General features: G+C 71.2%; 13 protein-coding genes. 8 read left to right on the top strand and 5 right to left on the bottom strand.

Annotation, left to right across the window (positions count from 1 at the left end):
* Positions 1 to 177 precede the first annotated feature (177 nt).
* The 4 genes from IE260_RS11995 to IE260_RS11980 all read right to left on the bottom strand — a co-directional run bounded on the left by IE260_RS11995 (position 178) and on the right by IE260_RS11980 (position 3,034).
* Positions 178 to 819 (bottom strand): aspartate/glutamate racemase family protein, encoded by a 642-nt coding sequence (locus IE260_RS11995; protein ID WP_189870791.1) that lies wholly within the window; start codon positions 817 to 819, stop codon positions 178 to 180.
* Positions 820 to 835: 16 nt separating this feature from the next.
* A complete protein-coding gene (locus IE260_RS11990; protein WP_189870789.1) occupies positions 836 to 1,180 on the bottom strand; it encodes a GNAT family N-acetyltransferase in 345 nt (114 codons plus the stop codon).
* Positions 1,181 to 1,206: 26 nt separating this feature from the next.
* Positions 1,207 to 1,626 (bottom strand): aspartate 1-decarboxylase, encoded by a 420-nt coding sequence (gene panD, locus IE260_RS11985; RefSeq protein WP_189870787.1) that lies wholly within the window; start codon positions 1,624 to 1,626, stop codon positions 1,207 to 1,209.
* A 400-nt stretch (positions 1,627 to 2,026) separates the two neighbouring features.
* Positions 2,027 to 3,034, bottom strand: a complete 1,008-nt coding sequence (locus IE260_RS11980) for an AraC family transcriptional regulator (RefSeq protein ID WP_189870785.1) — start codon at positions 3,032 to 3,034, stop codon at positions 2,027 to 2,029.
* Positions 3,035 to 3,150: 116 nt separating this feature from the next.
* On the opposite strand from IE260_RS11980, the gene IE260_RS11975 reads away from it, so the two are divergent.
* The 4 genes from IE260_RS11975 (at position 3,151) to IE260_RS11960 (ending at position 6,963) form a co-directional block, all read left to right on the top strand.
* A complete protein-coding gene (locus IE260_RS11975) occupies positions 3,151 to 3,699 on the top strand; it encodes a 2,4'-dihydroxyacetophenone dioxygenase family protein (RefSeq protein ID WP_189870783.1) in 549 nt (182 codons plus the stop codon).
* A gap of 2 nt (positions 3,700 to 3,701) precedes the next feature.
* A complete protein-coding gene (locus IE260_RS11970; RefSeq protein ID WP_189870781.1) occupies positions 3,702 to 4,778 on the top strand; it encodes a zinc-binding dehydrogenase in 1,077 nt (358 codons plus the stop codon).
* The gene (locus IE260_RS11965; RefSeq protein WP_189870780.1) at positions 4,775 to 5,545 is read left to right on the top strand and encodes an SDR family NAD(P)-dependent oxidoreductase; all 771 of its coding nucleotides are present in this window, start codon (positions 4,775 to 4,777) and stop codon (positions 5,543 to 5,545) included. Before IE260_RS11970 ends, IE260_RS11965 begins: the two co-directional genes overlap by 4 nt.
* A gap of 122 nt (positions 5,546 to 5,667) precedes the next feature.
* Complete coding sequence (locus IE260_RS11960) at positions 5,668 to 6,963, top strand: flavin monoamine oxidase family protein (RefSeq protein ID WP_189870778.1); 1,296 nt, start codon at positions 5,668 to 5,670, stop codon at positions 6,961 to 6,963.
* A 16-nt stretch (positions 6,964 to 6,979) separates the two neighbouring features.
* Here IE260_RS11960 and IE260_RS11955 read toward each other — a convergent pair whose 3' ends face one another.
* Positions 6,980 to 7,633: a TetR/AcrR family transcriptional regulator gene (locus IE260_RS11955; RefSeq protein ID WP_189870776.1), complete on the bottom strand. Its 654-nt coding sequence runs from the start codon at positions 7,631 to 7,633 to the stop codon at positions 6,980 to 6,982.
* Between the two features lie 141 nt (positions 7,634 to 7,774).
* Here IE260_RS11955 and IE260_RS11950 point away from each other — a divergent pair, with 141 nt between their 5' ends.
* The 4 genes from IE260_RS11950 (at position 7,775) to IE260_RS11935 (ending at position 11,424) form a co-directional block, all read left to right on the top strand.
* Positions 7,775 to 8,605, top strand: coding sequence for a phytanoyl-CoA dioxygenase family protein (locus IE260_RS11950; RefSeq protein ID WP_189870774.1), 831 nt, complete (start codon positions 7,775 to 7,777; stop codon positions 8,603 to 8,605).
* Between the two features lie 10 nt (positions 8,606 to 8,615).
* Complete coding sequence (locus IE260_RS11945) at positions 8,616 to 9,029, top strand: RidA family protein (RefSeq protein WP_189870772.1); 414 nt, start codon at positions 8,616 to 8,618, stop codon at positions 9,027 to 9,029.
* Between the two features lie 77 nt (positions 9,030 to 9,106).
* Complete coding sequence (locus IE260_RS11940) at positions 9,107 to 10,522, top strand: MFS transporter (protein WP_189870770.1); 1,416 nt, start codon at positions 9,107 to 9,109, stop codon at positions 10,520 to 10,522.
* Positions 10,519 to 11,424 (top strand): MBL fold metallo-hydrolase, encoded by a 906-nt coding sequence (locus IE260_RS11935; protein ID WP_189870767.1) that lies wholly within the window; start codon positions 10,519 to 10,521, stop codon positions 11,422 to 11,424. The genes IE260_RS11940 and IE260_RS11935 overlap by 4 nt, the downstream gene beginning before the upstream one ends.
* The last annotated feature ends 127 nt before the right edge of the window (positions 11,425 to 11,551 follow it).

Below are 11,551 nucleotides of genomic sequence, written 5' to 3'. Positions count from 1 at the left end.
ACGCCGGCGCAGGGCACGGCACAGCCAGCACGCGTGCACGGGCACCGACCGACCCAGGGCGCTCGACACGCCGGCGCAGGGCACGGCACAGCCAGCACGCGTGCACGGGCACCGACCGACCCAGGGCGCTCGACACGCCGGCGCGGGGAGCTTTGCGTGGCGGCTCGGGCCAGCGGACTACGGGACCCGCGCCGCCTCCGCCGCGGCCGCCAGTCCCGGCCCGGGGCTGGACAGCACCGGGACCGTGGTCGCCCGCGTGAGCTCCCGTGCCGGAGCCATGGACGCCTGGGCCAGGACGATCGCGTCCGCGGCGGTGACCGAGTCGGCCGCTGCCGTCACCAGACGCAGATAGCCCTCGGTGTCCCCGGCCTCGAACCGGCTCCAGGCGCCGTCGACCAGGTGCGTCCGCACCTCGACGGGACGTCCGGCGCGCTCGGCCTCCTCCTCGATCAGTGCCGCCGTCGGCGTGAGCGTGCTCTCCAGCGCGGCGAGCACGACGACGTGCGGGCCGGCGGCGACCGCGGCGGCGGCCATCGGCCGGTCGACGCGCAGCACCGGCACCCCGGCCCTCTCGGCGGCCGCCTCCGCGACGCCGCCGATCGTCGAGCAGGTGCACAGCACGGCCCGCGCACCGTCGTCGACGGCACGCCGCAGCGCGGCCAGTACGGCGTCCGTCACCGCCTCGGGCCCCTCACGCCGAGCCCCGTCCAGCAGCCCGGCGTCGACGAGGTGCCTCAGCTCCAGTTCCGGGTGCGCCTCGTCGCGCAGGGCGTCGAAGACCGGGACGTGGACGGGCGAGGTGTGCAGCAGGGCCAGCACGTGCGCGTCGCCCGCGTCAGAACCGCTCGGGATGCGCCCGGAGCCACTCCTTCGCCGCGCGCAGCAGCTCGGGGTCGGCGGCGGGGGCCTCGTCGGGGTGGCGCTCGGCCCACTTGACGACGTAGGGGCACAGCGGAGCGACGGGGATGCCCTCGCGCTCGGCGACGTCGTACAGCTCGCGCGCCAGGGAGCTCGCGATGCCCTTGCCCTCGTGGGCCGGCTCGACGATCGTGTGCACGGGGACGAGGGCACGCGCGGGGGCTTCCAGCACGAAGTACTCGATGTGGCCGGTGACCTCGCCGCCGTCGACCGCCTCCAGGCGGCCGGCCGCCCGGTCGTCGCGGATCTCGATGTCGCTCACGGGCGTGCTCCTCGTGCTGAAAGGGGTCAGGCCGACACGGCCTGCGGGCTGCGTTCCTGGTCCGAGCCCGGCACCGGCTCGGACGGGTCGGCACCCAGGGCGACGATGCGGTTGTCGGCGTCCACGTGCACGACCCGGGGCCGCAGCGCCCGCGCCTCGGCGTCGGTGACCTGAGCGTAGCTGATGATGATCACCAGGTCACCGGGGTGGACGAGATGGGCGGCGGCCCCGTTGATCCCGATCACACCGGAGCCACGCTCGCCCTCGATGACGTAGGTCTCCAGCCGGGCACCGTTGGTGATGTCGACGATGTGCACGAGCTCGCCGGGCAGCAGGTCGGCGGCGTCCAGCAGATCGGCGTCGATGGTCACGGAGCCGACGTAGTGCAGGTCGGCCTGGGTGACGGTGGCGCGGTGGATCTTGGACTTGAACATGGTGCGCAGCACTTTGGACTCCTGGAAGACGGCTCCCTGCCTGCTTTCTGCAGGTCAAGGGCGGTATCACTCTACAACTGGCACGCGCCTGACTCGAAGATTGTGAGGAACATCGCTTCGCTCCGGTGAGCAGGCTCCCTGCCTGGGCTTCCGTGCGAACCAGGCTGTTGTGGCTCGCCGAACGTACACCTCCTCGAACACGCTTCGCGGAACGTGTCAGGGCCGATGCTGACGCAACGCTGACTTACCTGACGGCATATCAGGAGCCTGGAACGCCGGTCAGTCCGGCCCGAAGTCGACCGGATACAGTGCGCGAGACGGCAGCCCGGTCAGCCTGGCCCCAACCCCCCGCCCAAGTCCGGAGATCCGTAAAACAGCCCCTAGGGCAACCGTCGGTGTGGCCGCCAAGCGGCTACGTCCGGCCGCGCGTGTTCCGTCGACAGGCTGAGGGACTCGCCCCGAACCAGCGGCGGCAGGCTCTGGTGAGGACGCTCTGCTCGCTGTAGCCGAGGAGGCCCGCGAGTTGGCCGAGGGGGATGTCGGTGTCACGGAGGCAGCGTTCGGTTTCCTCGCGGCGGTAGTCGTCGACCAGTGACTCGAACGACGTCCCTGTCGCTGCCAGTTGGCGTTGCAGCGTCCGCGGGTGGATCGACAGCTGTCCCGCGACGAGTTCGAGGGTGAGGCCGCCCGTGGGCAGCAGGCGGCGGATGAGGGTGCGGACCGCCGTCGGGAGTGGGGCGTCGGCGGGTGGGGTGATCGACCGCAGGTATGCGCGGACGACGTCGTGGACGGCGGTGTGCGAGGGCAGGTGTCTGTTCAGCTCGGCCCGGCGGAAGCGGAATCCGCAGAAGGGTTCCGCGAAGCGGACGGGGCAGTCGAAGTACTCCCGGTACGACCTCACGGCCACCAGCGCTTCGTGGGGCAGGTGCACGGAGACCGGCTGAAACCCCGGCCCGAGGATCAGCCCGTAGATGCGCAGCGCGACCGAGAGGGACAGCTCGAGCAGCTGTTGATGGGGCGGGAGCCTGGGCAGGACGATCTGGAACTCGTAGCGGGCGTACGGGGAGCCGGGGCTGATGTCGACCGTCGCTCTGATCGCGGGACTGTACGTCGCGAAGTACTGGTCGATGGTCTGCAGGGCCTCGATGGCGGTCGGCGCGGTCAGCGCGGCGAGGGCGACCGGGCCCAGGATCTCGATTCCCTGGTGGAGGGCGAGCCGACGCCCGAAGTCCCGCGCGCCCGACGTCTCTGCCGCCGACTCCACCGCCGCGATCAGGCCGCGGTACGGGATGAACGCGCCCGGGTCTCCCACGGCACTGCGTGGAATTCCGGCCGCGCGCAGCAGCGGGCCCGGGTCGGCGCCGAGGGCGGTGACCAGCTCGGGATAGCCCTTGAGGGAGGTGCCACGGATGAGGGACACGGCGTACAGGGTCAAGAGATGTGTCGTCTCGCGTCAAGTCGTCGGCGGGACATCGGCAGCAGCATCGGACTACGCGCTGCACGGCGCTCACCCGAGCCGACGAGGGAGATCCCGACGTGTCCGATGCCCTGACACCGACATTCGCGAAGACCAGCAGCGGTGGCGACCTGCCGTTGCTCTCCCTGCCGCAGACGGAGCTGCTGACCCTCCAGACCGACGAGCTCCCGGTCGTCGAGACCGAGCCGGGCCTCCACCTGCAACTGCTCCGGCTCGACCTGGAGGCCGGCCGGTGGGTGGTCCTCGTGCACCTGGAGCCCGGCACCTCCGTGCCCATCCACTACCACACAGGTACGGCCGAGGTGTTCACGCTCAAGGGCCGGTGGGTCTACCGCGAGTACCCGGACCAGGCGCAGACCCCCGGCTCCTATCTCTTCGAGCCCGGCGGCTCGGTGCACACCCTGCACGCGCCCGAGGACAACACCGGGAACACGGTGATGCTCGTGTCGGTCGACGGGGCCAATGTGAACTTCACCGAGGACGGCCGGTTCCACTCGATTCTCGACGCGGTCGCCATCAAGCACTGGTTCCAGCACTTCGCCGACGAGCAGGGCGTCAAGGCCCGTTACATCACCACCGGCGCGGCCGGCTACACGGAGACGGAGTAGCCGTGCGTGCCGTCGTCATGCAGGACCGGGAGGTGCGCCTCGCCGAGCTTCCGGAGCCGGTGCCCGGCGAGGGCGAGGTCCTTGTCGAGGTCCTGGCCTGCGGCATCTGCGGTTCGGACCTGCACTGCGCGCAGCACGGAGCGGAGTTCAACGCGTCGCTGCGGACCGCGTACGGGGTCGACGTGCTGGACCTGGACCGGCCGATCGTGTTCGGTCACGAGTTCGTCGGCCGGGTCCTCGACCACGGGCCAGGAACCACCGGGCACGTGCCGATCGGCGCGCGCGTCGTCTCCGTGCCGTCGCTGACCCGCCCCGGCCGTCCCTTCCTCGGCTTCGCCGGGCCGGAGACCCCCGGCGGCTTCGCCGAGCGCATGGTGCTCTCCGAGTCGCTGCTGCTGCAGGTGCCCGAGCACGTCCCCACCGAGCACGCCGCCCTCACCGAGCCGCTCGCCGTCGCGGAGCACGCCGTCAACCGGGCGGGCCTTCGGCCCGGCGACGTGCCGCTCGTCGTGGGGTGCGGGCCCATCGGCCTGGCGATCATCGCGGTGCTGCGGATGCGCTGCGACGGCCCGATCGTGGCGGCGGACCTCTCCCCCGAGCGCCGCCTCCTCGCCCGCTCGTTGGGCGCGGACGTCGTCGTCGATCCGGTGCAGAGCTCTCCGTACGAGGCGTGGTCGAAGGCCCTGGCCGGAGCCGGAGCCGGGGCCGAGGTCCCGCCTTCGGCGCCTGCCGTGGCCTTCGAGTGCGTCGGGGCGCCCGGCATGATCCAGGAACTGGTGCTCGGCTGTCCGCCCGGCGGCAGGGTGGTCGGGGCCGGACTGTGCATGCGGCCCGACACCTTCGAGCCCGCGCAGGCGCTGGTCAAGGAGATCGACCTGCGCTTCGCCTACCTGTACACGGCCGAGGAGTTCGCCCAGGCCCTCACCTATCTCGCGGACGGCGCCTGCACGGTCGCGCCGCTCGTCACCCGCACCATCGGCCTCGCCGACGTACCCGAGACGTTCGACAGCCTGTCGAGCTCGCCGCAGGACGCCAAGGTCCTGATCGTTCCCAGCCGTCAGGGAGAGACGACGACGTGACAGCCACAACCGGCTACGCCACCGAGTTCAGCGGGCGCATCGCCCTGGTCACCGGCGGCGCCTCCGGCATCGGCCTGGCCGTGTCCCGTCGCCTGGCCGCCGGCGGGGTCACCCTGGCGCTCGCCGACATCGACGACCAGCGCGCCCAGGGTGTCGTCGACGGCCTCCGGGCCGAAGGCGTCAAAGCCATCGCCGTCCACGTCGACGTGACCGACCCGGCGTCGGTGGCCGCGGCCGTACGCACCACGGTGGACGAGCTGGGCGCCCTGCACCTGGCCGTCAACAACGCCGGCGTCGTCGGCCCGGTCGCGCCGATCGCCGAGTATCCGCAGGACGCGTGGGCCCGATTGATCGCCACCAACTTGAGCGGTGTCTTCCACTCGCTCCAGTACGAGATCCCGGCGATGCTCGCCGCGGGCGGCGGCGCCGTCGTGAACATGGGATCCAGCTGCTCCATCAACGGCTTCCCGGGCATCGCCGGGTACACGGCCGCCAAGCACGGCGTCATCGGCCTGACCAAGACCGCGGCGGTGGAGTACGCGGCGCGCGGGGTGCGGGTCAACGCGGTCGTGCCAGGCTTCATCGACACCCCACTCCTCTCGGACGTCACCGACGACGAGCGCGCGCAGCTGGTCGAGCTGCATCCCGCCGGCCGGCTCGGTACGGCGGAGGAGGTCGCGGAGCTGGTCGCGTTCCTCCTGTCCGACCGCGCGTCCTTCGTCCACGGCAGCGCCCACCAGGTGGACGGCGCCTACTCGGCCATGTGAGGCATCCCGTCTCATTCCAGCGCCCCCCGCCCGCAATTTCCGTAACAATCGTTGTGTCAATTGTGGTGCCTCGGTACGGTGCAGCTCATCCACTGGTTCTCACAGCGGGACAGGTGACTCGTATGCATGACGTCGCAGTGGTAGGAGCCGGCTTCGCCGGTGTGACCGCCGCACGGGATCTGAGCGAACAAGGCTGCTCCGTCGTCCAGTTGGAGGCGCGGAACAGGATCGGCGGGCGGACCTTCCTGGGCGAGGCGTTCGGCCGTCAGGTTGAGTTCGGAGGGACGTACGCGCACTGGAGTCAGCCGCACGTATGGCACGAACTGAGGCGGTACGGGATCGGCCTCGTCAGCCCGATGGCCACCGAGCGGGCGTACTGGCTGGCCGACGGCACCGTGCACTCCGGCACCCCGGCCGAGTACGCGGCCCTCACCGCTCCGCTCGTCGCCCGCTGCATGGCCGACGCGCGGACGAGCTTTCCGCGCCCCTTCGACCTCGACTCCGCCGGCACGGGTGTGCTCGACGCCGTCGAGAAGGAGACGGTGGCCGACCGGCTCGACTCGCTGAACCTCTCCACCCACGACCGGGACGTTCTCGCGGGGGCTCTCTCCTCGCTGGTGCATTCCGAACACGACCAGGGCATCGCCCAGTTCCTCTTCTGGACAGCGGTCCACTGCGGCCACTGGGACACGTTCATCGAAGCGGCCGGGCACTGGCCGATCCAGGGCGGCACGAAGCGGCTCCTCGACGCCATCGCGGGCGAGTCGAAGGCCGAGCTGCGACTGTCCACGCCGGTGCGGGCGATCGAGGACCAGGGTGACTGCGTCGCCGTGACGACGCAGCGGGGGGAAGTGCTGCGGGCGCGGCACGCCGTCGTCGCCGTACCCCTCAACACCCTTCACGACGTGCGCATTTCACCCGAGCTCGGACCCGTCGTACGCGACATGGTCGAGCAGGGGCAGCCGATACGGACGAGCAAGATCTGGGCGCGGGTGAAAGGGGAGGTCGAGCCGTTCACCGCGAGTGCACCGGCCGGCAAGCACGCGATCAGCACCGCCCGGACCGAGTACCGCCACGAGGGCGACACGCTCGTGGTGTGCTTCTGCTCGGACGCAACGGCCATCGACGGACACGACCCCAAGGCCGTGGAGCAGGCCCTGCGCACCTTTGTCCCCGGCATCGAGGTGACCGACACCGCCTGCCACGACTGGGCACAGGACCCCTACGCGCAAGGCACGTGGATGCACCACCGGCCGGGGAGCCTGACCCGGGCAGCGCCTCGGATGCGCGAACCGCACGGCCGCATCCGGTTCGCGGGCGGCGACATCGCGGCGGCCGGCGTCGGCGGCATCGACGGAGCCATCGAGAGCGGCGCCGCCGCTGCCCGGGACGTCGCACGAACGCTCAACAGCCGCTGAGCTGCGCCGAGGTCGACTACTTCGGCTTGCTTCCGGCGGGCGGTGAGACGGGCGAGATCAGGGTGACGGCGGCGTCGACGAGGGACCGCAGGCGCTCCGGCGTGAACCGCTCGGGTTCGAAGGGGTACATCATCATCCAGCCGTCGCCCATCGCGCTGAGCTGGTCGGAGAGCAGGTCGGCGGGGATGTCGTCGCGGATCACACCCTGCTCCTGGCCGCACGCGAGGATGTCCGTGTTCGCCTGGCGGTAGCGGGCGTAGCGGCGCTCGATGAGGGCGGCGAAGGCGGGTTCGTGCCGTGCGTGGGCGAGGAGTTGGAACATCACGGGCAGGAACTCGGGGTCACCCGTGATCAGCGTCAGCCACTCCTCGAAGACCGCCCTGATGTCGGCCGTGGCCCGGCCCGCCTCGAGCATCGCCTCGTAGGCGTCGAACCGGCTCTCGGCCAGCGCCGTGACCAGCTCCTCCTTGTTCGCGAAGTAGTACGTCACCGCTCCGGTCGTGCAGCCCGCGCGCTGGGCCACCCGGCGCAGCGACGCGTTGGCGTAGCCCTCCTGCGCGATCACCGACGCCGCGGCCTTCAGGAGTTCCGCCCGCTTCGCCGCCCGGTCACCGGTGGGGCGGCCTCGCCGCACAACCCGCTCAGCCTTGCCGTCACTGCCGTCGCTCACGTGTCGACCTCCCCTGTTCGGCGCCGCAGCGATTCTGTCACAGGTTTTTCGTAACGACTGTTGCGCTAAATGCGGCAGCGCCCTACGTTTCCAGCACCCCCCCCAACTCCCACCACAGCCGATTTGACGGAGGAGACCGCCATGGACGAGACCCTGCGGAAGGCGTTCCGGGACGAAGGCGCCTTCCTCGTGAAGGACTGCCTCGACGAGGCACAGCTGGCGAGCTGCCGCGAGGCCTTCGACTGGGCCGTCGCCAACCCCGGGCCCAACGCGTCGTCGATGTTCGACGGCACCGAGCAGCGCTCGCTCGTCGACAACGCCAACCCGCTCGCGAAGGAACGGCTCGACGAGCTGGTGACCACACTGCCGTTCGGCCGGCTCTTCGCCGAGCTGTGGGGCTCGGAGCACGTCTGGTACTTCGCCGAGGAGGTCTTCCTCAAGGCCGGCGGCAAGGGCGCCCGCAGCTCCTGGCACCAGGACACGTCGTACCTGCCGTGGGCCGGTGCGCACTGGGGCAACGCCTGGATCACCTTCCAGCGGATCCCGAAGTCCAACTCCCTCGAGATCATCCGGGGTTCCTGTCACGGCCCGCAGTACGACGGGACCACCTTCGCCAACCCGGACGACCCGACGGAGCCCCTCTACGGCGGTGGCGTGCTGCCCCGGCTGCCCGACATCGACGCCGACCTCGCGGCCGACCCCGACTCCCACGACGTATTGTCCTGGGCGATCGACCCCGGTGACGTCGTCCTGCTCCACCCCCGCTCCCTGCACGGCGGGGCGGGCGTCGACGCGGGCTGCCCGGACCGCCACACCCTCGTGCTGCGCTTCTTCGGCGACGACGCGACCTTCCGTCCCTTGCCGGACGTCAACAAGCGCTACGCGCGCAACGGCGTCCTGTTCCGGGAGGAGATGGCGAAGCTCGAACCGGGCGACCCGTTCCGGTCGCCCGTCTTCCGCCAGGTCGTCTGAGGGGGCCGCGATGAGTTCACCGGACCGTGGGCGACGGCTGATCAACCCGTCACCCGAGCTGTACGAGCGACTGCACTTCTCGCAGGCCTGCCGGGTCGGCGACCACATCTGGGTGTCGGGGCAGGTCGGCGTCGACCCGGCCACCCTGAAGCCGGCCGAGGGCATGGAGGCGCAGGCCCGCCTTGCGTTCGACGGCGTGCGGAGCGTCCTGGAGGCCGCGGGGGCGAGCCTCGCCGACGTCGTGGAGCTGACCACCTTCCACACCGACCTCCGCGGCGACATGAAGGAGTTCACGCAGGTCAAGGACGCCTGCATCCCCGACCGCTATCCGGCGTGGACCGCGGTCGGCGTGACCCAGCTGGCCCTGCCCGAGCTGCTCGTCGAGATCCGGGCCGTCGCCGTGGCCGGCAGCGGGATCGGCTGACGTGCAGCACAAGCAGCCGACGTACGGCTGACGGCCCCTGGGCTGTGCGGCGGAGGTGCCGCACAGGAGGGAGAGCGATGAAGCACCCGGCCGGCTCGACCGGAGAAACGCCCACGGGGGAATCCGCAGACCTCGCCGCACGGCTCGACCGCCTGCCGGTGATGCTGCCGCACGTCGTCTGGATCTCGATCCTGACGGTCAACCTGATGCTCGAGTACTACGACAACGCGCTGTTCGCGTACATCATCCCGGCGATCAAGGAGAGCACCGGTCTCGGGCTCGGCCGGATCGGCATGGTCAGCACTGCCTTCTTCATCGGGATGGTGCTCGGCGGGCTCGTCGGCGGGCGCCTCTCGGACCGGTTCGGCCGGCGCTGGGTCCTCGTCTGGGGCACGGCCCTCTATTCGTCGGGCGCCGTCCTGACGATGTTCGCGCCGAACTACGAACTCCTGCTCGTCTCCCGCGTGATCACGGGCATCGGCGTGCAGGCGGCCGGCGCGGCGCTGCTCGTCTACATCGCCGAGATGTTCCCGAGCGCCACCCGCGGCCGGTTCATGTCGGTCGTCACGTCGGCCTTCGTGATCATCGCGCCGGTGGTGGCGCTGCTCGCCCTGGTGGTGATCCCGGACGGTGGCCCCGACACCTGGCGCCATCTGTTCGGCGTCGGCGGCGCCATCGGCCTGCTGATCGCCCCCGTGGTGCGGTTCTGCATGCCGGAGTCGGTGCGCTGGTGCGCCTCGCGCGGCCGGATGCCCGAAGCCGCCGACACCGTGGGGAAGCTGGAGGCCCGCGCCCTGCGCCGTGGGCCCCTTGCCGAACCGCGCGCCGCGCCCGCGGGTACCGAGTCCCCGCCCGTACGCCGGATCCTGCGCAACAAGCGGACGATCCGCACCACGGCCGTCCTGTCCGTCGGCTTCTTCGGCTCGACGCTCGGCCTGTACCTTTTCCAGAACTGGGCGCTCTACGTGCTCGTCGACGGCCTCGCGTACACCAAGGGCCACGCCTACGAGATCCAGCTCATCTGGAACCTCGTGTACGCGGTCACTCCGTTCCTCGCCCTGCTGTTCATCGACAGGGCCGAACGGAAGACGGCCGTCTTCGTCCTCTCCGTCGTCGCGGCCGTGCCGCTCGTCGCCTTCGGCCTGGCCACCGAGAGCCGGCTGGTGACGGCCACGGGCGGGCTCTGCGGAATCGTGACCGGCCTGGTCGTCACCGTGTACTACGCGTACATTCCGGAGGCGCTGCCCACGGCCGCCCGCGGCCTGGGCAGCGGGGTCATCAAGAGCGTCGGACACTGCGGCGGCGCGGCGGCGGGCGTGCTCGGCGCGGCGCTGTACGGAGGCTGGGGCAACACCGGCCTGATGGCCGTGGCGGCGGCCTCGTACATCGTGTTCGCCCTGCCGGTCCTGTTCTTCGGGCCGCGCACCACGAACCGCCCCCTCGAAGGCGTCGCCGCCGAGGAGCCGAGCACAACAGAAGGAGTGAGAACGTGACCGCCCACCCGACCACCACGGGGTACAGCGAAGCCACCTACGGTGGGGTCGGCGTACTCGTCGGCGGCGCCAACGGCGCCTATCCGTACGGCAATTCACTGCTCGTACGCGGGAGCACCTCGACCCTGGTCGTCGACCCCTCGCTGTCCCTCGTCCAGAACGCACCGCCCGCGGACCTGGTCCTGATCAGTCACGCGCACGAGGACCACGTCGCAGGCCTCGGCAGCTACGACGACGTACCGGTCCACGTCCACGACGGCGACCTCGACGCGTTGCGCTCCCGCGCGACGATGGTGGCCGGGTACGGCCTTCCGCCCGAGGCCGCCGAGGCCACGGACGCGTTGATGCGCGAACAGTTCCACGTGCACGGCCGCCCGGACGCCGGGGGCTTCAAGGACGGGACCGTGTACGACCTCGGCGGCCGCACCGTCACCGTCGTCCACCTGCCCGGACACACCGAGGGCCACAGCGGCTTCCTGGTCGAGCCCGACGGGTTCCTCTTCGTCGCGGACATCGACCTGACGTCGTTCGGGCCGTACTACGGGGACGTCGGCAGCAGCCTCGCCGACTTCGAGGCGTCGATGCGGCGGTGCGGCGAGATCGACGCGCGCTGGTACGGCACGTCCCACCAGAAGGGCGTGATCGAGGGCGCCGCGGAGTTCCGCAGCCAGCTCGACACGTACCGGGGCGTGGTCGAGCGGCGGGACGCGGCGCTCCTCGGGTTCCTGAGCGAGCCGCGCACGCTGGAGCAGATCGTCGAGCACCGGCTCGTCTACCGGGCCCATGTCGAAGGTCCGCACATAGAGCCGGTGGAGCGGCGGACCGCGCTGCAGCACTTGGAAAGGCTGGTGGGGCGGGGGGTGGTCGCGGCGGAGGAGCAAGGGCGATTCCGGGCGGCGTAGGGGCAGGGGTCGCCCCGCCCTGGCCCGGCCCGCACGCCTCCGGGCCAGGGCGGAGCGGGACCGGGGCCCGGCAGCTCCCACCTGCCGCTCCGGCACGACGAGTCTCTCCAGGATCGCGGAGTCGACG

Source organism: Streptomyces viridiviolaceus, from assembly GCF_014650995.1.
Classification (GTDB): Bacteria; Actinomycetota; Actinomycetes; order Streptomycetales; family Streptomycetaceae; genus Streptomyces; species Streptomyces viridiviolaceus.
Note: the sequence above shows the minus strand (reverse complement) of the source record. Positions and strands in the feature narration are given on the sequence as shown.

Bases quoted from the DNA above. Each gene is read 5' to 3' on its own strand.
- IE260_RS11950 (WP_189870774.1), top strand. From the start codon at position 7,775: ATGGACGAGACCCTGCGGAAGGCGTTCCGGGACGAAGGCGCCTTCCTC.
- IE260_RS11960 (WP_189870778.1), top strand. From the start codon at position 5,668: ATGCATGACGTCGCAGTGGTAGGAGCCGGCTTCGCCGGTGTGACCGCC.
- IE260_RS11945 (WP_189870772.1), top strand. From the start codon at position 8,616: ATGAGTTCACCGGACCGTGGGCGACGGCTGATCAACCCGTCACCCGAG.
- IE260_RS11940 (WP_189870770.1), top strand. From the start codon at position 9,107: ATGAAGCACCCGGCCGGCTCGACCGGAGAAACGCCCACGGGGGAATCC.